Origin of the sequence: Halomonas sp., assembly GCF_041689495.1 — a bacterium.
Lineage (GTDB): Bacteria > Pseudomonadota > Gammaproteobacteria > Pseudomonadales > Halomonadaceae > Halomonas.
Map to the genome: position 1 here is coordinate 13,469 of NZ_JBDNGD010000162.1, position 20,543 is coordinate 34,011.

Below are 20,543 nucleotides of genomic sequence, written 5' to 3' on the forward strand. Positions count from 1 at the left end.
GGCAGCTTCCTCGGGAGCGTGGCGCTCGGGGGAAGCAAGGAGTGATTGTCGACGTGACGCTCTACGCAACGCGACATTGGCTGAAATAGCCGCGCCCGCTCGGCAGGAGAGCAGGCGCATGCATTCTAGTGATCCCTGGCCCTGGTTGCAAGATGGCGCTGACGCACCGCCTCGAACAGGCAGATGCCGGTGGCCACGGAGACGTTGAGGCTGGAGACGCCGCCGGCCATGGGCAACTTGACCAGGAGGTCACAGGCTTCCCGGGTCAGGCGGCGCATGCCTTTGCCCTCGGCTCCCATCACCAGTGCCGTCGGACCGACAAGGTCGGCCTCATAGAGGCTGGCCTCGGCCTCGCCGGTCGTGCCGGTGATCCACAGGCCGAGCCCCTGCATTTTCGTCAGGCTGCGGATCAGGTTGGTGACCTGATAGACCGGCACCGTTTCGGCGGCACCACAGGCCACCTTGCGCACCGTGGCATTGAGTGGCGCCGACTTGTCCTTGGGCACGACGACGCCATGGGCGCCGGCGGCATCGGCACTGCGCAGGCAGGCGCCGAAGTTGTGGACATCGGTGACGCCGTCAAGCACCAGCAAGAGAGGCGGAGTTTCATGGAGCCAGGCCTGGAGCCTTAGCCAGAGGGAGGTCTCGGCCTCGAAGGCCAGGGGCCTGGCAAAGGCGATGATGCCTTGGTGGGCGACCTCACGTGCCAGTCGATCGAGATCGTCGCGGGAGCGCTGCTGAACTCGGGCACCGCCCTGTCGCGCCGTCTCGACCAGTTCGGCCAGGCGCGATCCGGCACTCCCCTCCTGAACCCAGAGCTCAGGGGGCGTCTCACCGCGATCCAGGAGGGCGCGAACGGCATGCACCCCGAAGACCGCATCGAGCCCCCCCGGAGCGCCGGGCACCCTGACGTCGGGCTGCCTTCTTGCCCCTTGGCGATCCGACTTGCGAGTCCCCATCAGGAGCGGGAACGCGGCTTGCGCGGGCCCCGGCGGCGCTTGCCACCCCGTCCCTTGTCATCGGGCTTCTTGTCATCGGGCTTCGGCGCCTTTCCGGCAGCGGATTCCGCTTTCGCCTGGGGGGCAGCCGATGCCGGTGCCTTGCCACCACGCTTGCGCGGTTGCCGCTTGGGACGCGGCTTGTCATCGCCCAGTTCGAAATCGATCTTGCGGTCGTTGAGATCGACCCTCGCCACCTGGACAGTCACGCCATCACCGAGGCGATAGCTCATGCCACTGCGCTCGCCCTTGAGGCGATGCTTCTCCGGCTCGTAATGATAGTAGTCGGAGGGCAGCGAGGTGACGTGCACCAGGCCCTCGACATAGACCTCGTCGAGGCGCACGAAGATACCGAACTGGGTCACCGAGGCAATGGTGCCGTCGAACACCTCGCCAAGCTTGTCGGACATGAACTCGCATTTCAGCCAGTCCTCGACATCACGGGTGGCGTCGTCGGCCCGTCGCTCGGTCATGGAACTGTGTTCACCGAACTCGAGCATCTGCTCGAAGGTATAGGGCGCCCACTTGCTGGGGGGCTCCACCTTGGCACCATCGGCGCGCAGCACGGTATTGGTCTTGCGTGGGCCACGGATCACCGAGCGAATCGCCCGGTGCACCAGGAGATCGGGATAACGACGGATCGGTGAGGTGAAGTGAGCATAGGCCGGATAGGCGAGACCGAAGTGACCATCGTTCTGTGGCGAATAGACCGCCCGACTCATCGACCGCAGCATGACCGTCTGGATGACGTCGGCATCCTCGCGCCCCTTGATGGCCTCGGCCAGTTCCCGGTAATCCTGGGGCGTCGGCTCGTCACCCCCGCCCACGGAGAGCCCCAACTCATTGAGGAAGAGACGCAGCTTGTCGAGGCGCTCCGGCGAGGGACGCTCGTGGATGCGATAGAGGGCCGGCAGGTCATGCTTGTCGAGGAAACGCGCCGTGGCCACGTTGGCCGCCAGCATGCATTCCTCGATGATCTTGTGGGCATCGTTGCGAGTACGAGGGACGATCTTCTCGATCTTGCGCTCGTCGTTGAAGACGATCTCGGTCTCGGTGGTCTCGAAATCGATGGCACCCCGTGCCACACGGGCTTCCCGCAGCAGGGTATAGAGCGATTTGAGGTTCTTCAGTGAAGGCACCAGGGGGCGGTATTGCTCGCGCAGCTCGTCACCCTGCTTGCCCTGGTCATCGAGAATCGCGGCCACCTTGTTGTAGGTCAGGCGAGCATGGGAGCGGAAGACCGCCTCGTAGAAGCGATATCGGCTGATGGCGCCACTCTGGGAAATATTCATCTCGCAGACCAGCGACAGGCGATCGACGTCGGGGTTCAGGGAGCAGAGTCCGTTGGACAACAGCTCCGGCAGCATGGGAACCACCTGCCCCGGGAAGTAGACCGAGTTGCCACGGTTGATGGCTTCCTTGTCCAGGGCACTGCCCGGGCGAACATAGTGGGAGACATCGGCGATGGCGACCAGCAGTTTCCAGCTACCCGACTTGGTCTTCCAGGCACAGACGGCATCATCGAAGTCCTTGGCCGACTCGTCATCGATGGTCACCAGAGGCACGTCGCGCAGATCGACACGATGCAGCTTATCGTCCTCGGCCACCTCGGCCGACATGTCGGCGATCTGGTCATGGACATCGGGCGGGAACTCGGCGGGGATCTCATAGCTGCGAATGGCGATATCGATCTCCATCCCCGGATCCATGCGCTCACCGAGCACCTCGACCACCTCCCCGACCGGCTGAACCCGGGTTTCGGGCTGCTTGACGATCCTGGCCGAGATGACCTGGCCATCCTTCGCGCCCCCACAGGCACTGTGGGGAATGATCACCTCTTGGGTGATACGCGGATTCTCGGGGATCAGCACCCCGAACTCGGCGTTGTTCTGCCGGTAGAGGCCGACCATCGTCTGGGTATTGCGCGACAGGATTTCGGCGATGGTCGCCTCATCACGCCCCCGACGGTCGCGGCCACTGACGCGAACCAGTACCAAGTCGCCATGGAAGACACGACGCATCTGCCGGGGCGGCAGGACCAGGTCAGGCTTCTTGCCATCATCACGCAACAGGAACCCGAAGCCGTCTCGGTGACCCAGTACCTTGCCCTTGATCAGGTCGAGCTTGTTGATCAGGGCATAGGCACCCCGGCGGTCACGCAGCAGCTGGCCATCACGCTCCATGGCCGCCAGGCGGCGACGCACCGCTTCCATGAGTTCCTCGTCTTCCAGCCCCAGAAGCTGACTCATGGACTCATGGGTCATCGGCTTGCCGACTTCCTCGAGACGGGCCAGCAAGTACTCCCGGCTGGGAGCGGGATTATCGTACTTGTGGGCCTCTCGGCTCGCGTGTGGATCGTCGCTGAGCGTCCATTGGGTCATGCGGATAGCATCCTTGACAGGGTCGGAGACTGCATGGGAAGGGTGGCGTGGAAACGCCTCGGGGAAGATGGGGTGTTGCGAAGGCCTATTGTCATGGCGACAGTATAGCGCCGCCACTGTCGTCACCCAACCATTGCCGGGCACACCGACGGACTTCGACGGGATCGGCGATGCCGGAATTTTCATCGGGCGTCCCGGCAACCCTATTGCATCAGGCCGGCAATCCGGTACCATACGCAGCGATTGCCCAGGTGGCGGAATTGGTAGACGCGCTAGCTTCAGGTGCTAGTATCCTTACGGATGTGGAGGTTCAAGTCCTCTCCTGGGCACCAATATTTTCGCGTCATGCAGCCGAATCGATACGTGAGCATAGAACATCACCTACAGGAAACCGCGAAATCGTCGCGGTTTTTTTGTGCCTGTCTGCTTGGCCCTGTCTGTCAGCGCCTTCAGAAACGTGAGGGCAGACGGGCCACCTCGGCAATACCCCAGCCATCGGTCACCACCCTCCCCTCCAGGGACTGCGCCACGTCCTCGGGTAGCCTCGGGAAGAAATCCAGGCCGGTGCGCGCCTCCACCTCGTCGATGCTGACCAGGAAGTCATCCAGGGGTTCATCGCCGCGAACCGCCTGCGGCATGATGAAGGCCAGGGCCATGGGCGACTCCGCCGGCACCACGATGATCTTGTAAAAGGCCTCGGGAACCTCCACGAGACCGACCCGGTTGAAGGCATTGTCCAGGAACCGCTCGGGAAATACCGGCCCGGTGATCACTTGCAGGACCCCGAAACGCGGCACGAAGTGATCGATGACCACTTCCTCCAGGCGCTGCCAGAGTCGTCGGTTGAGATCCGGACGCTGAGGCGAGATGTTGCTCATCAGGAAACTCTGTTGCTGGGCCTCGCGCCCATGCACCGTGGCGATGGCATAGTTGGGTGCCAGGTGCCCCCGGTCATAGCCGCTGCCGAAGTAGCTGTCGGTGGCGATCGGCCAGAGCGCACGCCAATCCCGCCGGAATTCCGGGCGTGGGCCAAGAGCGGCATCATCCACTTCGGTCAGAAGGTAACTCACCCAGAGCGGATTGACCCGCAGATCGGACCAGCCCAACAGGAAACCGTCATTGCGCAGGACACGATGGAGATGGGTCGGCGTCAGGGCCTGCCATTCGGGCACGCCCATCCAGCTGAGCTGGTCGCGAACCTCGCGCTCCTGGCTATACCAGAGCCCGGAGCCCACGGCCACGAACAGCAGCGAGATACCGAATCGGCGCACCTGTCGGCGCCAGCGGGGACGAACGGGAACTCTACGGCGAGTCATCCTGAAAGGGGTCGCGTCAAGGCGAGAAGTCGGTAAGGGACGTTTACCAGCCCAGGGAGAACATCGTCTCCAGATCGTGACGGGAGTGGACCTGCATGGCATTGAGGGTCTCGGTATCCCGAATTCCCTCCACGACATTGAGCCGCTCGGTCACCAACTCGGCCAGGCTCTCGAAATCCCGGGTCCTGGCAATCGCCACCAGGTCATAGCGACCGCAGGTGGAATAGACTTCGCTGATACCCTCGACGTCAGCCAGGCGCTCGGCCACCGCCTTGACCTGGCCCTTGTCGGTGTTGATCAGGATCACGGCATTCTGCATCGGGCACTCTCCGGCTCAAGGCCATTCAGGGTTCGGGAATCATCATGTCGATCGAGAATGGCGCGAGTATAGCAGCGACTGGTGCCATACGGCATCGCCTCAAGCGGGAAGGCTGCCCTCCAGCACCAGGAGCCGCCGTTTGAGGGCGGTTCCACCGCTGTATCCTCCCAAACCATCGGCGGCCACCACCCGGTGACAGGGAATCACCAACGGCAAGGGGTTGGCACCATTGGCCGCGCCGATGGCGCGGGCGGCTCCATCCCGGCCCAGGCGTCTTGCCAGGTCACCATAGGTACGCGTCTCTCCGTAGGGGATACGGACCAGTGCCGCCCACACCTGCCGCTGGAACTCACTGCCACCCGGTGCGAGTTCCAGGCTGAACTGGCGACGACGCCCGGCCAGGTAGCCCAGGACCTGCTCCCGGACATCGTCGAAGGCGGCGTCATCTCGTTGACCCTCGAGCGGATCGGGAGCTTCCTCGGCGGCCAGCACCAGTCGGTGCAACCCTTGATCATTACCGCACACCAGGATCTCGCCGAGCGGAGCGGCAAAACGTGTGAATCTCATGGAGTGTCCTCATGTCGGAATGGCCAGGTCGCGACGGATTGCCGCACAGCTAGGTGGTGGTTAGCGTCCCGTGGTGTCTTCTACTACGATAGAACAATCGAACTCGGGTGGGCAGTGGTTGTCATACATCAAAGCAAGTCGATATTTCGAGCGGTGGCCAACCACCCACCAGGACTCATCGGCACCTCTGGTGACCAACCGTGAAACAAGGAGACACCATGGCGAATCGAAGCCGTCGAGATTTCATGCGCAATAGCCTGATGGGCATGGCCGCCCTGCCACTGGGGGCCGGGATCCTGTCAAGATCTGCCTTCGCCCAGGATCTGCCGAGACTCGATCCGAATTCCGATCAGGCCCAGGCCCTGAACTACGTCGAGGATGCGGCGGATGCCAGCGATCATCCGGCCTACGAGGAAGGAGAGCGTTGCGACAGCTGCATGTTCTTCCAGGCAGATTCCGAGGGCTGTCAGCTGTTCCCGCAGAACAGTGTCGAGCCGGCTGGCTGGTGCCAGTCATGGACGGCTCAGGCCTGATCCAACCTCGAGCAATCCGGGGAGACTGCTTTTCTGAACTGATCGACCCGTGAACGAAGCGACCCGTGCCCCGGCACGGGTCGCTTCGTTCAGGACACTCAAGATCCTCTTTCAAGACCCTCTCTCAAGACCCTCTCATGCCTGATCCGTTTCCTCCGAAAGTGGCCATTGGTAACGCCTCACCAGTTCGACGTCCTCCACGGACTCCAGCCTGACGGGAAAGCCCCACAACTGATGCAGCTGGCGGATGACAGGATAGACACTGCGGGCCAGGGGACGGCGAGCATCCTGGACATGACGCAGTGTCAGGGATCGATCCCCGCGTATGTCGGCCGAGTAGACCTGGATGTTGGGCTCGCGCACCGCCAGGGCATACTGGGTGGCCAGCGAGTCGCGGATGCGCCGGTAGCCCCGCTCGTCATGGATCGCCGCCACCTCCAGCATCTCCTCCTGGTCATCGTCGACCACCATGAACAGCTTGAGGTCGCGCATCACCTTGGGCGAGAGGAACTGCTGGATGAAGGACTCGTCCTTGAAGTTGCGCATGGCGAACTCCAGGGTCTCCCGCCAGTTACTGCCCGCGGTGTCGGGAAACCATTGGCGGTCTTCCTCCGTCGGTGACTCACAGAGCCGCTTGAGGTCGGTAAAGATAGCGAAACCCAGCGCATAGGGATTGATGCCGCTGAAATAGGGACTATCGAAGGCCGGCTGGTTGACCACCGCCGTGTGGGACTGCAGAAACTCCAGGATCAGGCCCTCGTCCACCAGGCCCTCTTCGTAGAGACGATTCATCAGGGTGTAGTGCCAGAACGTCGCCCAGCCTTCGTTCATCACCTGTGTCTGGCGCTGAGGATAGAAGTACTGGGCCAGCTTGCGCACGATACGGACGATCTCGCGCTGCCAGGGCGCCAGTAGAGGGGCATTCTTCTCGATGAAGTAGAGCAGATTCTCCTGGGGTTCCGGCGGGTAGCGCCCGCCCTCGTGAAGCCCCAGCGGATCTTCTGCATCCGGCCCGGCCGCCAGCACATCATCGGCCGGACGACCAGGAATGGTACGCCACAGGGTATTGACCTGGGCCTGAAGATGCGCCTCGCGCTCCTTCTGGCGCTGGGCCTCCTCGGTAGCGGAAATCGGCGAGGGCCGCTTGTAACGGTCGACACCGTAGTTCTGGAGGGCATGGCAGGCGTCGAGCAACTGCTCCACCGCGGTCACACCATGGCGCTCTTCGCACTCGGCGATGTACTTTCGGGCGAACACCAGATAGTCGACGATGGAGGAGGCGTCGGTCCAGGTGCGGAACAGGTAATTGCCCTTGAAAAAGGAATTGTGACCGTAGCAGGCATGGGCCATCACCAGCACCTGCATCATCAGGGTATTCTCTTCCATCAGATAGGCGATGCAGGGGTCAGAATTGATCACCAACTCGTAGGCCAGGCCCATCTGACCACGCCGGTAGGCCTGCTCCACGGCCAGGAACTGCTTGCCGAATGACCAGTGGTGATAACCCACCGGCATGCCCACGCTGGCATAGGCATCCATCATCTGTTCGGTGGTGATGACCTCGATCTGATTGGGATAGGTATCGAGACGATATTCGTCGGCCAGACGCGCAATCTCGCGCTCGAAATCATCGAGTATCTCGAAGTTCCAGTCAGAGCCGGTAGCTATGGGCTGACGTCGGGTCATGGTGCCTCCTGGGTCGCCTGCTCTGGTGGTCAAGTGCTGACGAGGCGGCGCTTGAAGAGTTCGCGGAAGACCGGATAGATGTCCCCGGGCTGGACGATCTGGCGCATCGCGAAGCACTCCGGATACTCGGCGGCGACGTTCTCGTATTCCTCCCACAACGCCTGGTGGGCGTGGGGCGTAATCTCCACATAGGTGAAGTACTGCAACCGCGGCATCAATTGCTTGATCAGCAGGTCTCGGCAGGTGACGGAATCATCGTCCCAGTTGTCACCGTCCGAGGCCTGGGCCACATAGAGGTTCCACTGCCCAGGGGGATAGCGGCTGGCGATGATCCCGTCGACCAGGCTGAGGGCACTGGAAACGATGGTGCCGCCGGTTTCGCGTGAGTAGAAGAATTCCTCCTCATCGACTTCCCTGGCCGAGGTATGGTGGCGCACGAAGACCAGTTCGACCTTGGCGTAGTTGCGCTCCAGGAAGAGATAGAGCAGCAGGAAGAAACGCTTGGCGATATCCTTGTGGGCCTGGGTCATGGAGCCGGAAACATCCATCACGCAGAACATCACCGCCTTGCTGGAGGGCTGGGGCTGGTTGATCAGATTGTTGTAGCGCAGGTCATAGGTGTCAATGAAGGGCACCGCCTCGAGGCGCTTCTCTAGACGCTCGATCTCGGCCTTGAGCTCGCTGATGCGCGCCGGATGGCGAAGGACCGGGTCCTTGCGCTCCTCGACCTCCAGTGCCTCGCGAGCCTCGCGCAGGGCACGGCGTATGGGGGCCCGCATGGCGATGCGCCGGGCGTAGGCCTCGCGCATGGAGCGCACGATATTGATGCGTGCCGGCACTCCCTTCCTGGAGACCCCTGCACGCACCGGCCGCACCTCGTCCAGATCCACCAGGGCCTTGCGCTCCAGATGGGGCAGCTCCAGGCCATCGAAGACGAAGTCCAGGAATTCATCACGGGACAGGCTAAAGGCGAACTCATCCATGCCCTCGCCCTGGTCGGAGGCTCCCCCTTCACCGGCATCGGCGCCGCCGGCACCCCCATCGGGCCGTCGCAGGCGGTCCCCCTCGCTGAACTCCTTGTTGCCCGGGGCAACGATGCTGCGCTTGCCGCCCGGCCCATGCTGGAAGACCGGCTCGGAGATGTCCCTGGCCGGAATCGATACCTTCTCGCCGCGCTCCATGTCGGTGATGGAACGGCGATTCACCGCTTCCTCGACCGACCGCTTGATATGGGTGCGGTAGCGGTCAAGGAAGCGCTGGCGGTTGACCGCACTCTTGTGCTTTGCGTTGGCACGACGATCGATGAAATAGGTCATGACGACCTCCTGTTGCTCGCCACTCTGACGTCGTCAGCGCTAGGCGCTAGGCGCTCCAGAGCCTACTGCGACTTGCGTACCCGCAGGTGCCACTCGGAAAGCAGGCGCACCTGCTTCTCGGTGTAGCCGCGGTCGACCATGCGCGCCACGAAGTCCTCGTGCTTCTTCTGATCGGACGTCGAGGCCTTGGCATTGAAGGAGATCACCGGCAGCAGTTCCTCAGTGTTGGCGAACATCTTGTGCTCGATCACCCCGCGCAGCTTCTCGTAGGACTGCCAGCTGGGATTCATGCCGTTGTTCTGGGCACGCGCCCGCAGCACGAAGTTGACCACCTCGTGGCGGAAGTCCTTGGGATTGGAGATGCCGGCCGGCTTCTCGATCTTCTCCAGCTCCTCGTTGAGGGCCTGACGATCCAGGAACTCGCCGGTCTCGGGGTCGCGATATTCCTGATCCTGGATCCAGAAGTCAGCGGAGGTGACATAGCGGTCGAAGATGTTCTGGCCGTACTCGGAATAGGACTCGAGATAGGCGGTCTGGATCTCCTTGCCGATGAAGTCCACATAGCGAGGGGCCAGGTACTCCTTGATGAAACGCAGATAGCGCTCGAAGGTCTCCTTGGGCAACTGCTCCTGTTCCAGGCGCTGCTCGAGCACATAGAGCAGGTGCACCGGGTTGGCGGCAATCTCGTGATTGTCGAAGTTGAATACCTTGGACAGGATCTTGAAGGCGAAGCGCGTCGACAACCCCTCCATGCCTTCGTCGACCCCGGCCGCGTCGCGATACTCCTGGATCGACTTGGCCTTGGGATCGGTGTCCTTGAGGTTCTCGCCGTCGTAGACCCGCATCTTGGAGTAGATGTTCGAATTCTCCGGCTCCTTGAGCCGCGAGAGCACCGAGAACTGCGCCAGCATGCGCAGGGTGTCCGGCGCGCAGGGTGACTCGGCCAGCGACGAGTGCTCGAGCAGCTTCCTGTAGATGCTGATCTCCTCGGTGACCCTCAGGCAATAGGGCACCTTGACCATGTAGACCCGGTCCAGGAAGGCCTCGTTGTTGCGATTGTTGCGGAAGGTCTGCCACTCGCTCTCGTTGGAGTGGGCCAGCACGATACCGTCGAAGGGTATCGCCCCCATGCCCTCGGTGGGATTGTAGTTGCCTTCCTGGGTGGCGGTCAGCAGCGGATGCAGCACCTTGATCGGCGCCTTGAACATCTCGACGAACTCCATCAGCCCCTGGTTGGCACGACACAGCCCGCCGGAGAAGCTGTAGGCATCCGGGTCATCCTGGGAGTAGAGCTCAAGCTGGCGGATGTCGACCTTGCCGACCAGGGAAGAGATATCCTGGTTGTTCTCGTCGCCGGGCTCGGTCTTGGAGATGGCGATCTGGTTGAGCCGCGAGGGATAGAGACGCACCACCCGGAACTGGGAGATGTCACCGCCATACTCCTTGAGCCGCTTGGCCGCCCAGGGAGACATCACGCTCTTGAGGTAACGCAGCGGAATATCGTATTCCTTCTCCAGCAACTCGCCGTCTTCCTCCGGGGAGAAGAGCCCCAGCGGCGACTCGTAGACCGGCGAACCCTTGATGGCATAGAAGGGTACTCTCTCCATCAGCAGCTTGAGTCGCTCGGCAAGAGACGACTTGCCGCCCCCTACGGGACCGAGCAGGTAGAGTATCTGCTTGCGCTCCTCCAGCCCCTGGGCGGCGTGGCGAAAGTAGGCGACGATCTGCTCGATGGCCTCCTCCATGCCGTATAACTCGGAGAAGGCCGGATAACGCCGGATCACCTTGTTGGAGAAGATGCGGGATAACCGCGAATCCTTGGCGGTATCGATCACCTCGGGCTCACCGATGGCCTCGAGCAACCGCTCGGCGGCGGTGGCATAGGCCACGGGCTCCCGACGACAGAGTTCAAGGTACTCCTGCAGGGGTATTTCTTCCTGCTGGACACGCTCAAAACGGTTCTGCACATGATCGAAGATGCTCATCGATGCCTCCTGATATGCCCATTCCCCCGACCACTCCTCCAAGAGCAGCCTTCCGGAGGGGCTATCCATCAGCGTAGACGCTTGACCGGGCGTATTAGCGTACAACGAATCAACGATGGATATTGATATCCCCTAACGAGCATCTCAGCGGCCTAGAGTTCTGGAGAAATTGCGCTTCATCGCATAGAGCCGAATGCGTCGAAGGTCAACTGTACGATGCCAGGACTCACCAGCCTAGGCGCAACCAGTGCTTGACGGCAAGAAACGCCAAAAACAAGGAACCCCGAGCCAGTCGACTCGGGGTTCGGGAATTCATGATGGCGGACCGGACGGGACTCGAACCCGCGACCTCCGGCGTGACAGGCCGGCATTCTAACCGACTGAACTACCGGTCCGCATGGTGGGTGATACCGGACTCGAACCAGTGACCCCCAGCATGTGAGGCTGGTGCTCTAACCAACTGAGCTAATCACCCACAATTCTGTACCACAAGATGCAGACTCGAACGCTTCATGGCGGACCGGACGGGACTCGAACCCGCGACCTCCGGCGTGACAGGCCGGCATTCTAACCGACTGAACTACCGGTCCCCAGTGTCTTTCCCACATGAACAGCCATTGCAGCGCAATGGTGGGTGGTACAGGGTTCGAACCTGTGACCCCCAGCTTGTAAGGCTGGTGCTCTCCCAGCTGAGCTAACCACCCCTGGTCACGTGGCGCTGAATTCTACAGGCGCGTCGCCCAATGTCAACGCTTTTCGCGCTCCGTCGGCATCCGGCCAGTCGCTGCAGAATCATCTGCGCTTTCATCGACTTGGCATCCATTCACGAGCATGCCGCCATCACCTGTGGGCGGCCATGAAATCGGCGATGGACCCTGCCGCCTCCTGGATCAGTTCGCCCTGACGGCGACCGGAGGCGCGTCGGGGCTTCCAGTCATGATCCCCGTCTTCCAGCCAGTGAATAGCGACGCCTTCGGGCAGTTCCAGGGCACCCAACTCCTCGCGAGTACCGAAAGGATCGCGACTGCCTTGCAGCACATGGACGGGGCAGTTGATCAAGGGCCAGTGAGACAGGCGCAAGATGTCCGGCTTCCCGGGGGGATGAAAAGGATAACTGCAAAGCACCAGGCCGGCCGACTGATCACGGGCGGCAAGCAGGCTGGCGGCCCGGCCACCCATCGACTTGCCGCCGAGCCAGGGTGCCGGAATGTCGGGATGCGACACGCTGTCGCGCCAGCGAGCCAGCTCATCGACCAGATGATCGATGCGGGGCGGAGGACGCCGCCGGGCTTCACGACGCATCTGCTGGAGGTAGGCGAACTCGAAGGCCAGGGTCTGGACACCCACATCGGCCAGGGCGTCGCGCAGGCTCTCCATGAGGACCGAATCCTGCCCGGCCCCCGCCCCATGGGCAAAAAGTAGGCGACCGATCGCGGCCTCACCCCGCACCTCGATGGGCCCCAGGCCCTGAACGTCCCAACCGCCTTGCTCGCCGACGAGTAATCGTTCAGCCAATCCGGCGGGTGACACCCTATCGCTGATCGAACAGAAAGACTGGGACACGAGACAACCTCGATTGGTTAATAGATCACCTTAACGTATTTAGGTTAGTGGCCGCCTACGCTAGTATTCCTGTGAAGATTGATCTGCATCATCCTGCGGAAGACCGACCCAAGGCAGAATGCCGCGGGGCAACCCCAATACCGCATTCGATGGGAACCTGACATGAGCACAGCATTTGAACACCCGACCTACAACTACAAGGTAGTTCGGCAGTTCGCGATCATGACGGTGGTGTGGGGCATCGTGGGCATGACCCTCGGTGTCATCATCGCCTCGCAGCTGGTATGGCCGCAACTCAACCTGGGACTACCGTGGACGAGCTTCGGCCGGCTTCGCCCCCTGCTTACACCAACGCCGTGATCTTCGCCTTCGGCGGCTCGGCGCTGTTTGCCACCTCCTATTACGTTGTGCAGCGAACCTGCCAGGTGCGACTGTTCTCGGACAAGCTGGCGGCCTTCACCTTCTGGGGCTGGCAGGCCGTCATCCTGTCTGCGGTCGTTACCCTGCCACTGGGTTACACCACGACAAAGGAATACGCCGAGCTTGAGTGGCCGATCGATATTCTGCTGGCCGTTGTATGGATCAGCTATGCCATCGTCTTCCTGGGGACCATCAAGCTGCGCAAAACCCCCCACATCTACGTGGCAAACTGGTTCTACGCGGCCTTCATCATCACCGTGGCCGTGCTGCACATCGTCAACAGCGCCTCGATCCCGGTGACCTCGACCTTCTCCGTCTCCATCTATTCCGGCGCCATCGACGCCATGGTGCAATGGTGGGATAGCGAATTTACAGAAAGGGTGTTGCTTTATCGATCCTGATCTGTCCATAATAAAAAGTCCAGAGGAGGAAACACATGAATAACTTTGACTCCAGCCCTAGTCGCTGGCCCCTGCTGCTTCGAGGCGCACTCGTGGCGGCAGGAATTGTTGCACTGTCCAACGCAACGCTGGCCGCGGCGCAGGACAGCAAACCACCGACCATTAACATCGGTCAGATCGCGCCGTTCACCGGATCGGCTGCGGAATTCGGCGCATTCTACGAGGACGGTGCCCAACTCGCGGTCCAGCAGATCAATACGGCGGCAGAAGAAGTCTTCGGCGGGCCGATCATCGGCAAGCTGGTGACCGCCGACTCCGCGACTTTGCCCACCCCCGCCATCGAAGGTGCGCGCAAGCTGGTGCAGGTCAACGGCGTGCCAGCCATCATCGGCGGTTGGTCCAGCGGCGTGACCATCGCGGTCGCCGAATCGGTCACGATTCCGTCCGGCGTGCTGCAGGTGGCCAACGGGGCGACCTCACCGCTGCTGTCGGTGTTGCCCTCCGACAATGACGCCGACCTGCTGTTCCGCACCACGTCGCCCGACACGTTCCAGGGCATCGTGGCCGCACAGCTGGCCAACGGCGAAATAATCGACGACAACAAGTACCAGACCGCATCGACGATCTATATCAACAACCCGTACGGTCAGGGCCTGTCCAACTCGTTTGCCGACGCGTTCAAGGAACGCGGCGGCAAGATACTCAATCAGGTACCGCATCCGGAAGAGGTCCAACCAACCTATCGCTCGCAGTTGAGCGCAGCGTTGAAGGAGGATCCCGATCTGCTCGCGGTCGTGAGCTATCCCGGCCACACGTCGGTCATCCTCAAGGAAGCCCGTGACTTTTTCGACATTGATAAGTACCAGTTCGTCGACGGCAACAAGTCCGAGGCCGTGGTTAAGGCAGTCGGCGCCGACACGTTGGCCGGCAGCTTCGGTACGGCGCCGGGACAGGATCCGGAAAGCCAGGGCTATCAGCAGTTCAGTAAATCCTATAAAAGCGAGATGAACCGTGACCGGATTCCGCCGTTCACCACCTCTGCCTACGACGCCGCAATCGTGATTGGTCTGGCCCTTGCAAAAGCGGTCGCCGACGACCTGAGCGCCGAGGAAATCACGGGTGCGGCACTGCGTGACCGGCTGCGGCCGGTGTCCAACAGTCCGGGCACCAAGGTCACCGGCGGCACGCAGGAAGGCGTCACGAAAGCCCTGCAGATGATCGCCGACGGCCAGGACATCGACTATATCGGTGCCTCCGGCGCGGTCGACTTCAACGACGCTGGCGATGTCGTCACCCCGATGGTGATCTGGAAGTACACCGCCGACGGCAAGATCGAAACGGTCGGCTACCAGAAGGCCGAGGATATTCCGGAGAAATAGAAAGGGATGACCCGCCGGGCCAAAAAGATCGGCCGCCGTTTCCGGCGGCCGATCTTTTTTTGGTCCTTCACAAATTGGCGGCACGCCAGACAAGACGAGCCACGCTTGATTAACATACGGCGTCCGCGACCACTGCGTGCTGCGAGCAGGCCGCGGCGAGCACGTAGGTGCGGACAGGCATACGCAGCGATAAGCCGCTCTGGCACCTCGAATAAAGCGTTCTTGATGATGTCCGAAACTCAGCCGGCTCTAAGCGACCGCGCTGATCTCGAGACATTACGCAGGAATAGCTTACGCAAAAGGGCGAAAGTCAGACGGAACAGTTCTTCACACGTCGGCCTTGTACTCTTTGCATCTTCGCGGCGTTGCGTGAACCGATTTTTTCTTGAGTGGGTCTGAAGCCCAAACCGCTATCGAATCATCGATCGGATCTCGAGACTAATCAGATTTTCCTATGTGCTTGGCAGCTTGCTGCGCTCGCGTTCAGGTGCGGACATATTCTGCCCTGGTCTTCCGGCGGTTCCCGCTAATGTGTGAGGAACCGTTTTCTGGACAGCGGTGAACGATCCGAACCGACGCGCGAATCAGCTGCGTCGGCTCTGACCTGGCAGGAACCGCGATACCACCTTCTGCTCCTTCAACAGGCCGGCCGGCCGATAGAGCACGATGATTTCCAGCAGGATGGCCACCAGCATCCAGCGCAGATAAGGGCTGCGCGAGGCGAAATCGGGCGAGATCATGCTGAGTATCGGCGTGATCGCCTCGGCCAGGAAAGCCGTGCCGCTCCATACCCCCCAGATGATGAAGGCGCCGAGAATCGCCCCGCGATTGTTGCCGCTGCCGCCCAGCATCAGCATCACCCAGACCAGAAAAGTCGCGAACAGCGGGCGGAAATGGCTATAGTCGATCGAGGCCACATACGGCCCGTACAGCGCGCCGGCAATGCCCATGATCACGCCGCCGACCACGAACGACTGGATACGCAGCGAGGCGACGTTCTTGCCGTTCATGGCCGCTGACGATTCCTCCTCGCGCACCGCGCGCAACGCGCGCCCCCACGGCGAACGTGAAATCCGCTCAAGCGTGAGATAGATCAGGGCGACGAACAGCGTCACGATTACCAGATACACGAATACATAGTCGCGCTGGGCCAGCGGCTCGAGAAAATCGACCACGCCCGCCGGCAGCCAGCTGCAGCCGCCATCCTCGACCAGACAGGACAACGGGCGCGGAATACCGCGCAGCGGCTGCGGGCCATTCGCCAGCCAGCGCTCGTTCTGAAACACCAGCCGAATGACCTCGGCGATCCCCAGTGTCGCAATAGCCAGATAATCCTCGCGCAGCTTGAGCACCGGGATCGCGATCAGGAACGCGAGCAGGCCGGTGGCGATAGCCGCAGCCGCCACGCCGATCAGAAACGGCATCTCCAGGCCGAACGCCTGCTGCGAGTAATCGGCGAGTACGCCCGTCGGGGCCGTCGATGTAATCAGCGCCGAGGTAAACGCGCCCATCGCAAAAAAGCCGGCGATGCCGAAGTTCAGATGCCCGGTCAGCCCCCACTGGCTGTTCAAGCCCAGACTGAGCACCGCGTAGATGCTGGCCATGATCGAGAACGAGATCAGATAGCCGAGAATGCCGGGCGACAGAATCACTACCAGCGCCACGGCGAGGCCGGCGGCGGCCACAATGGCTGCCGGCACCCGCAGCGCCCAGCGCAGGGGCAGCACGCGCAGGCACAGCAAGGCCAGCGGTATGGCAACGAAGACAGCCTTTGCCAGAGCTTCCGCGTTCATGCCGAGCCCCCGAACAGCCCCTGAGGTCGGATGACCAGCGTCACCACCATGAGGATGAACGCCACCGCCGGGCCATAGGCCGGACTGATGAATGCCGCCGTGACCTGGGTGACGATGCCGATGATCATGGCGCCCACGAGCGCGCCGAACGGGTTGCCGATGCCCCCCATGATGGTGCCGGCAAAGATCGGCAGCAGCAGCCAGAACCCCATCTCGGGGCGCAACTGCGAGGTCAGCCCGTACATGACCCCGGCCGCCGCGGCCAGGGCGCCGCTGAGTATCCAGGTCAAGGCGATCACGTGCTCGGTGTTGATACCGCGCACCTGGGCGAGCTCGGGATTATCGGCGGTGGCGCGCATGGCCTTGCCCATACGGGTTTTCGTCAGCAGCAGATAAACGGCCACCACCAGCGCCATGGCCAGCGCCACAATGAACAACTGGTCGGCCTGCACGCGCACGCCCAGGGGCAGTTCCATTGCCGGATTGCTGCGGCCCTGGTAATAGAAATGAAAATCCGGCCCCCAGATCATGTAGACACAGCTGCGCAGAAAGAACGCCATGCCCAGCGAGGCCATGGCGAACAGCACCAGCCCCGCGCGCTGGTTGCGCAGACGACGATAGATCAAGCGGTCGACCGCCAGCGCGACCACGCCGACCAGCGGCATGGCAATGAACAATGCCAGCAGGAACTCCCAACCGAAGGAGAATGGCCCCAGCTCGCTGCCAGGCGGCAGCAGGCCGATCACGGCATAGGCGATATAGGCGCCGAGGGTGATCAGCGCGCCGTGCGAGAAGTTGGGAAACTGCAACACCCCGTACACCAGCGTCAGGCCAATGCTGCCGAGCGCCAACACGCCGCCGAGCATCACGCCCCAGACCGTGAGCGACAGCAGTTGCTTGGCCGGCACCTCGGGCGCGCCGGCCAGCAGCCACAGACCAAATCCAAGCGCGATAAACAACACCGCGAGCGCGGTGCGGCTGCGCAGGATCGGGCCGATACGGGAACCGGCGCCGGCGCGATCGTCGGTCACATCATCGTCGTCAGCCACTTCGGTATTCTTCATTCGCTCAACCTCCGAGGTACAGGCGGCCGACTTCGGGATCGTCGAGCAGCGACTGTGCCGGACCGTCGACACGGTTTTCGCCGCTGGCGAGCACATAGCCGCGGTGCGCCATGCGCAGCGAGGCTTGCGCATTCTGCTCGACCATGAGCACGGCTACGCCGGTTTCGTTGATGGTGACGATCCGCTCGAAGATCGTATCCACGAGCTTGGGCGACAAGCCGGCTGAGGGCTCGTCCAGCAGAATCAGCACCGGGTTGAGCATGAGCGCGCTGCCCATAGCGACCATCTGGCGCTGACCGCCCGACATGGTGCCCGCTTTCTGACGCCGACGCTCCTTGAGCACGGGAAACAGCGCGTAGACGCGCTCGAGCGCGTCGCCGATCGCACTCTTTTCCAGCGTATAAGCGCCGATCTCCAGATTGTCCTCGACCGACATGGATGTGAACACGTTAGACACCTGCGGCACATAACAGGTGCGCTCGCGCACGATCTGGAACGGCGAATACTGCGAGATATCGGTGCCGGCCAGGGTGATCGTGCCCTGCCAGGGATGCAGCAGGCCGAACACGGCTTTCATGAGCGTAGATTTGCCGGCGCCGTTGGGTCCGATGATGGAAACGATCTCGCCGTCGTCGACCGTAATCGACACGTTGCGCAGCACTTCCATGTCGCCGTAGCCGCTCGTCACGCCGTCGACTTCAAGCAGCGCCATGCCGGGCCCCCAGATAGGCTTCGAGCACTCGCTTGTCGGTGCGCACGGCATCCGGCGGGCCCTGCATGAGCTTGGTGCCCTCGCTCATCACGATGACCGGATCGCACAGCGACATCACCAGGTCCATATCGTGCTCGATGAGCAGGAACGTGATCCCGCGCTCGCGGCGCAGATATTCGATGTTCTGTGCCAGCTTCTTCATGAGTGTGCGATTGACGCCCGCCGCGGGCTCGTCGAGCAGCACGATATCGGGCTCGGCCATGAGCGTGCGCGCAAGTTCCAGCAATTTCTTTTGCCCGCCGGACAGGTTGCCTGCATATTCGTCCTTGAGATGGGCCAGACTGACAAACTCCATGACTTCCAGCGCCTGGTCATGAATCTGTTTTTCCTGAGCGCGCACCGCGGAGGGTCGCAGCCACGCGTTCCAGAACCGCTCGCCGATCTGCTGCGGCGGCACCAGCATGAGGTTTTCGAGCACGGTCATGCTCTGGTGTTCGCGCGGGATCTGAAATGTCCGACAAAGCTTATGGGCAAAGATCGCGTGTGGTTCCAGACCGGTGATGTCGTGGCCCTTCAAGATGACCCGGCCGGAATCGGGCCGATGAAAGCCGGTAATGGCGCCGAACAGGGTGGTCTTGCCGGCACCGTTGGGCCCGATCAGTCCGGTAATGGTGCCGCGCGCCACATCGAAGCTGGCGCGGTTTATGGCCTGCAGCCCGCCGAAGCGCTTGCTCAAGTCACGCACGCTGAGCAGCGTATCCCCCTGGTCGCCGTCGTTCACCGCGGGTGAAGACGCCGTTTCTTGTTTTTCTATCATGCGCTGATAGTAACCGATCAATACAGGATAAAGCAACACCCTCTCTGTAAATTCGCTATCCCACCGTTGGACTCATGCTTTACTCGCTATCGTCCTCGTTCATATTCAGGTAACGTCGGCCGGTCTGCCAGTCTTCCGAGATTTCCATGACCACGGCCGTAATCAGCCGCAGGCAGCTGGCTTCGTTTGGGAATAGCGTAGCCACCCGGGTTCGGCGCTTGATCTCTTTGTTCACGCGCTCGACGGCGTTGCTGGTGCGCATGCGCGTGCGATGGTGTTTGGGCAAGATGAACACGGTCAGGCCTTCTGGCAGCGCCGTTTCGGCCCAGGCCGCCAGATTCGGCGCTGCCGTTTCATAGGCGGTTATAAAGCGCTCGAGCTGGCGTTGGGCTTCGACGGCATCGGGCGCATCGAAGATCGCGCGTATATCGGCGGCCACGCGCGCCTTGAGCGATTTCTTCGGCACGTAGTGGCTGGCATTCTGCTGCAGGTGGAACTGGCATCGCTGCCAGGGCACGCTCGGGAACACGGCCACGCGCGCGGCCTTGAGACCGGCATGATTGTCGGACACGAACAGCTTTGTACCGTGCAGGCCGCGCCCGGCCAGATCAGCCAGAAACGTGCGCCAGTGCACCTCGGCCTCGGTCAGTGCCACCGACACACCCAGCAACTCGCGTTTGCCCTCCGGGGTAACGCCCATCGCCAGCAACACCGCACAGTCCACGACCGAGCCGCCATGACGCATCTTCTCGTAACGCGCATCCAGCACAACATAGGGATACGCGCCCAGATCACGTTCTCGCCATGCGCTCAGTTCCTCGTCCAATGACGCCGCACAGCGCGAGACCTCGGTGGACGAGACCTCGAAGCCACACAGCTGTTGGGTGATGCGCGCCACCTTGCGCGTGGATACGCCGCTGACATACATCTCGGCCAATGCCAATTTAAGTGCACGTTCTGAGCGTAGGCCTTTATCCAGCGACTGTGGGTAAAAGCCGCCCTCGCGTACTTGTGGTACGGCCAGTTTCAGTGCGCCTATGCGCGATTTCACGGTCTTGGCTTTGTAGCCGTTGGCATAGCCACGACGCTCGGGACCGCGCTCATAGGGCGATACGCCTAGATGACGCTCACGCTCCATGCGCATCGCTTCGTTGATCAACATCGACACCGCATCTCCCAAACCATCCAGCCCGCGCTCGGCAATCAGTCCCACTGCGCTCGTACCTTCGTTATCCTGCTTGTGACAGGTCATTCGCGACTCCTTTCGTCATTCACGGCTAATGAATCCAACGA

Annotated in this window: 16 protein-coding genes, 5 tRNA genes and 1 pseudogene; 4 read left to right on the forward strand and 18 right to left on the reverse strand. The window is 61.9% G+C overall.

Annotation, left to right across the window (positions count from 1 at the left end; genetic code table 11):
• Positions 1-125 precede the first annotated feature (125 nt).
• The gene (rlmB, locus tag ACESMD_RS05450) at positions 126-959 is read right to left on the reverse strand and encodes a 23S rRNA (guanosine(2251)-2'-O)-methyltransferase RlmB (RefSeq protein WP_372611078.1); all 834 of its coding nucleotides are present in this window, start codon (positions 957-959) and stop codon (positions 126-128) included.
• The gene (gene rnr / locus ACESMD_RS05455; protein ID WP_372611080.1) at positions 959-3,379 is read right to left on the reverse strand and encodes a ribonuclease R; all 2,421 of its coding nucleotides are present in this window, start codon (positions 3,377-3,379) and stop codon (positions 959-961) included. The genes rlmB and rnr overlap by 1 nt, the downstream gene beginning before the upstream one ends.
• Positions 3,380-3,624: 245 nt before the next feature.
• Between rnr and ACESMD_RS05460 the strand changes: the two genes are divergently transcribed.
• Positions 3,625-3,711: transfer RNA gene (locus ACESMD_RS05460), tRNA-Leu, on the forward strand.
• A 117-nt stretch (positions 3,712-3,828) separates the two neighbouring features.
• Here ACESMD_RS05460 and ACESMD_RS05465 read toward each other — a convergent pair.
• From ACESMD_RS05465 to ACESMD_RS05475, 3 genes are all read right to left on the reverse strand, one after another.
• Positions 3,829-4,695, reverse strand: a complete 867-nt coding sequence (locus ACESMD_RS05465) for a DNA/RNA non-specific endonuclease (protein ID WP_372611082.1) — start codon at positions 4,693-4,695, stop codon at positions 3,829-3,831.
• A gap of 43 nt (positions 4,696-4,738) precedes the next feature.
• A complete protein-coding gene (locus ACESMD_RS05470; protein WP_372611084.1) occupies positions 4,739-5,014 on the reverse strand; it encodes an Lrp/AsnC family transcriptional regulator in 276 nt (91 codons plus the stop codon).
• Between the two features lie 99 nt (positions 5,015-5,113).
• A complete protein-coding gene (locus ACESMD_RS05475; protein ID WP_372611086.1) occupies positions 5,114-5,581 on the reverse strand; it encodes a methylated-DNA--[protein]-cysteine S-methyltransferase in 468 nt (155 codons plus the stop codon).
• A 218-nt stretch (positions 5,582-5,799) separates the two neighbouring features.
• Between ACESMD_RS05475 and ACESMD_RS05480 the strand changes: the two genes are divergently transcribed.
• The gene (locus ACESMD_RS05480) at positions 5,800-6,114 is read left to right on the forward strand and encodes a high-potential iron-sulfur protein (RefSeq protein WP_372611088.1); all 315 of its coding nucleotides are present in this window, start codon (positions 5,800-5,802) and stop codon (positions 6,112-6,114) included.
• Positions 6,115-6,249: 135 nt separating this feature from the next.
• Here the strand turns inward: ACESMD_RS05480 and ACESMD_RS05485 are convergent, their stop codons facing one another.
• The 8 genes from ACESMD_RS05485 to ACESMD_RS05520 all read right to left on the reverse strand — a co-directional run bounded on the left by ACESMD_RS05485 (position 6,250) and on the right by ACESMD_RS05520 (position 12,616).
• Positions 6,250-7,800 carry a SpoVR family protein gene (locus ACESMD_RS05485; RefSeq protein ID WP_372611090.1) on the reverse strand — a complete coding sequence of 517 codons (1,551 nt, stop codon included), beginning with the start codon at positions 7,798-7,800 and terminating at the stop codon, positions 6,250-6,252.
• Positions 7,801-7,829: 29 nt separating this feature from the next.
• Positions 7,830-9,116: a YeaH/YhbH family protein gene (locus ACESMD_RS05490; RefSeq protein ID WP_372611092.1), complete on the reverse strand. Its 1,287-nt coding sequence runs from the start codon at positions 9,114-9,116 to the stop codon at positions 7,830-7,832.
• 62 nt (positions 9,117-9,178) lie between these two features.
• Positions 9,179-11,101, reverse strand: a complete 1,923-nt coding sequence (locus ACESMD_RS05495) for a PrkA family serine protein kinase (protein WP_372611094.1) — start codon at positions 11,099-11,101, stop codon at positions 9,179-9,181.
• A 318-nt stretch (positions 11,102-11,419) separates the two neighbouring features.
• Positions 11,420-11,496, reverse strand: a tRNA-Asp gene (locus ACESMD_RS05500).
• Positions 11,497-11,499: 3 nt separating this feature from the next.
• A tRNA-Val gene (locus ACESMD_RS05505) sits at positions 11,500-11,576 on the reverse strand.
• 38 nt (positions 11,577-11,614) lie between these two features.
• Positions 11,615-11,691: transfer RNA gene (locus tag ACESMD_RS05510), tRNA-Asp, on the reverse strand.
• A 38-nt stretch (positions 11,692-11,729) separates the two neighbouring features.
• Positions 11,730-11,805 (reverse strand) — tRNA-Val (locus tag ACESMD_RS05515).
• Positions 11,806-11,941: 136 nt separating this feature from the next.
• Positions 11,942-12,616, reverse strand: coding sequence for an alpha/beta family hydrolase (locus tag ACESMD_RS05520; RefSeq protein WP_372611096.1), 675 nt, complete (start codon positions 12,614-12,616; stop codon positions 11,942-11,944).
• A gap of 210 nt (positions 12,617-12,826) precedes the next feature.
• Between ACESMD_RS05520 and ACESMD_RS05525 the strand changes: the two are divergent.
• Positions 12,827-13,443, forward strand: a pseudogene (locus ACESMD_RS05525) (cbb3-type cytochrome c oxidase subunit I); the annotation flags it as partial.
• Positions 13,444-13,520: 77 nt separating this feature from the next.
• Positions 13,521-14,864 (forward strand): ABC transporter substrate-binding protein, encoded by a 1,344-nt coding sequence (locus tag ACESMD_RS05530; RefSeq protein ID WP_372611098.1) that lies wholly within the window; start codon positions 13,521-13,523, stop codon positions 14,862-14,864.
• Positions 14,865-15,448: 584 nt separating this feature from the next.
• Here the strand turns inward: ACESMD_RS05530 and ACESMD_RS05535 are convergent.
• From ACESMD_RS05535 to ACESMD_RS05555, 5 genes are read right to left on the reverse strand one after another with little or no spacing between them, the layout of a single operon-like run.
• Positions 15,449-16,657, reverse strand: coding sequence for a branched-chain amino acid ABC transporter permease (locus tag ACESMD_RS05535; protein WP_372611100.1), 1,209 nt, complete (start codon positions 16,655-16,657; stop codon positions 15,449-15,451).
• Complete coding sequence (locus ACESMD_RS05540) at positions 16,654-17,721, reverse strand: branched-chain amino acid ABC transporter permease (protein WP_372611102.1); 1,068 nt, start codon at positions 17,719-17,721, stop codon at positions 16,654-16,656. The genes ACESMD_RS05535 and ACESMD_RS05540 overlap by 4 nt, the downstream gene beginning before the upstream one ends.
• A gap of 4 nt (positions 17,722-17,725) precedes the next feature.
• Positions 17,726-18,433, reverse strand: coding sequence for an ABC transporter ATP-binding protein (locus ACESMD_RS05545; RefSeq protein ID WP_372611104.1), 708 nt, complete (start codon positions 18,431-18,433; stop codon positions 17,726-17,728).
• On the reverse strand, positions 18,420-19,289 hold the full coding sequence (locus ACESMD_RS05550) for an ABC transporter ATP-binding protein (RefSeq protein ID WP_372611106.1): 870 nt from the start codon (positions 19,287-19,289) through the stop codon (positions 18,420-18,422). The genes ACESMD_RS05545 and ACESMD_RS05550 overlap by 14 nt, the downstream gene beginning before the upstream one ends.
• A gap of 40 nt (positions 19,290-19,329) precedes the next feature.
• Positions 19,330-20,502 carry an IS256 family transposase gene (locus tag ACESMD_RS05555; RefSeq protein ID WP_372611108.1) on the reverse strand — a complete coding sequence of 391 codons (1,173 nt, stop codon included), beginning with the start codon at positions 20,500-20,502 and terminating at the stop codon, positions 19,330-19,332.
• Between the last annotated feature and the right edge of the window lie 41 nt (positions 20,503-20,543).

Bases quoted from the DNA above. Each gene is read 5' to 3' on its own strand.
- ACESMD_RS05540 (WP_372611102.1), bottom strand. From the start codon at position 17,721: ATGAAGAATACCGAAGTGGCTGACGACGATGATGTGACCGACGATCGC.
- ACESMD_RS05535 (WP_372611100.1), bottom strand. From the start codon at position 16,657: ATGAACGCGGAAGCTCTGGCAAAGGCTGTCTTCGTTGCCATACCGCTG.
- ACESMD_RS05555 (WP_372611108.1), bottom strand. From the start codon at position 20,502: ATGACCTGTCACAAGCAGGATAACGAAGGTACGAGCGCAGTGGGACTG.
- ACESMD_RS05490 (WP_372611092.1), bottom strand. From the start codon at position 9,116: ATGACCTATTTCATCGATCGTCGTGCCAACGCAAAGCACAAGAGTGCG.
- ACESMD_RS05545 (WP_372611104.1), bottom strand. From the start codon at position 18,433: ATGGCGCTGCTTGAAGTCGACGGCGTGACGAGCGGCTACGGCGACATG.
- ACESMD_RS05495 (WP_372611094.1), bottom strand. From the start codon at position 11,101: ATGAGCATCTTCGATCATGTGCAGAACCGTTTTGAGCGTGTCCAGCAG.
- ACESMD_RS05485 (WP_372611090.1), bottom strand. From the start codon at position 7,800: ATGACCCGACGTCAGCCCATAGCTACCGGCTCTGACTGGAACTTCGAG.
- ACESMD_RS05465 (WP_372611082.1), bottom strand. From the start codon at position 4,695: ATGACTCGCCGTAGAGTTCCCGTTCGTCCCCGCTGGCGCCGACAGGTG.
- rlmB (WP_372611078.1), bottom strand. From the start codon at position 959: ATGGGGACTCGCAAGTCGGATCGCCAAGGGGCAAGAAGGCAGCCCGAC.
- ACESMD_RS05530 (WP_372611098.1), top strand. From the start codon at position 13,521: ATGAATAACTTTGACTCCAGCCCTAGTCGCTGGCCCCTGCTGCTTCGA.
- ACESMD_RS05480 (WP_372611088.1), top strand. From the start codon at position 5,800: ATGGCGAATCGAAGCCGTCGAGATTTCATGCGCAATAGCCTGATGGGC.
- rnr (WP_372611080.1), bottom strand. From the start codon at position 3,379: ATGACCCAATGGACGCTCAGCGACGATCCACACGCGAGCCGAGAGGCC.
- ACESMD_RS05475 (WP_372611086.1), bottom strand. From the start codon at position 5,581: ATGAGATTCACACGTTTTGCCGCTCCGCTCGGCGAGATCCTGGTGTGC.
- ACESMD_RS05470 (WP_372611084.1), bottom strand. From the start codon at position 5,014: ATGCAGAATGCCGTGATCCTGATCAACACCGACAAGGGCCAGGTCAAG.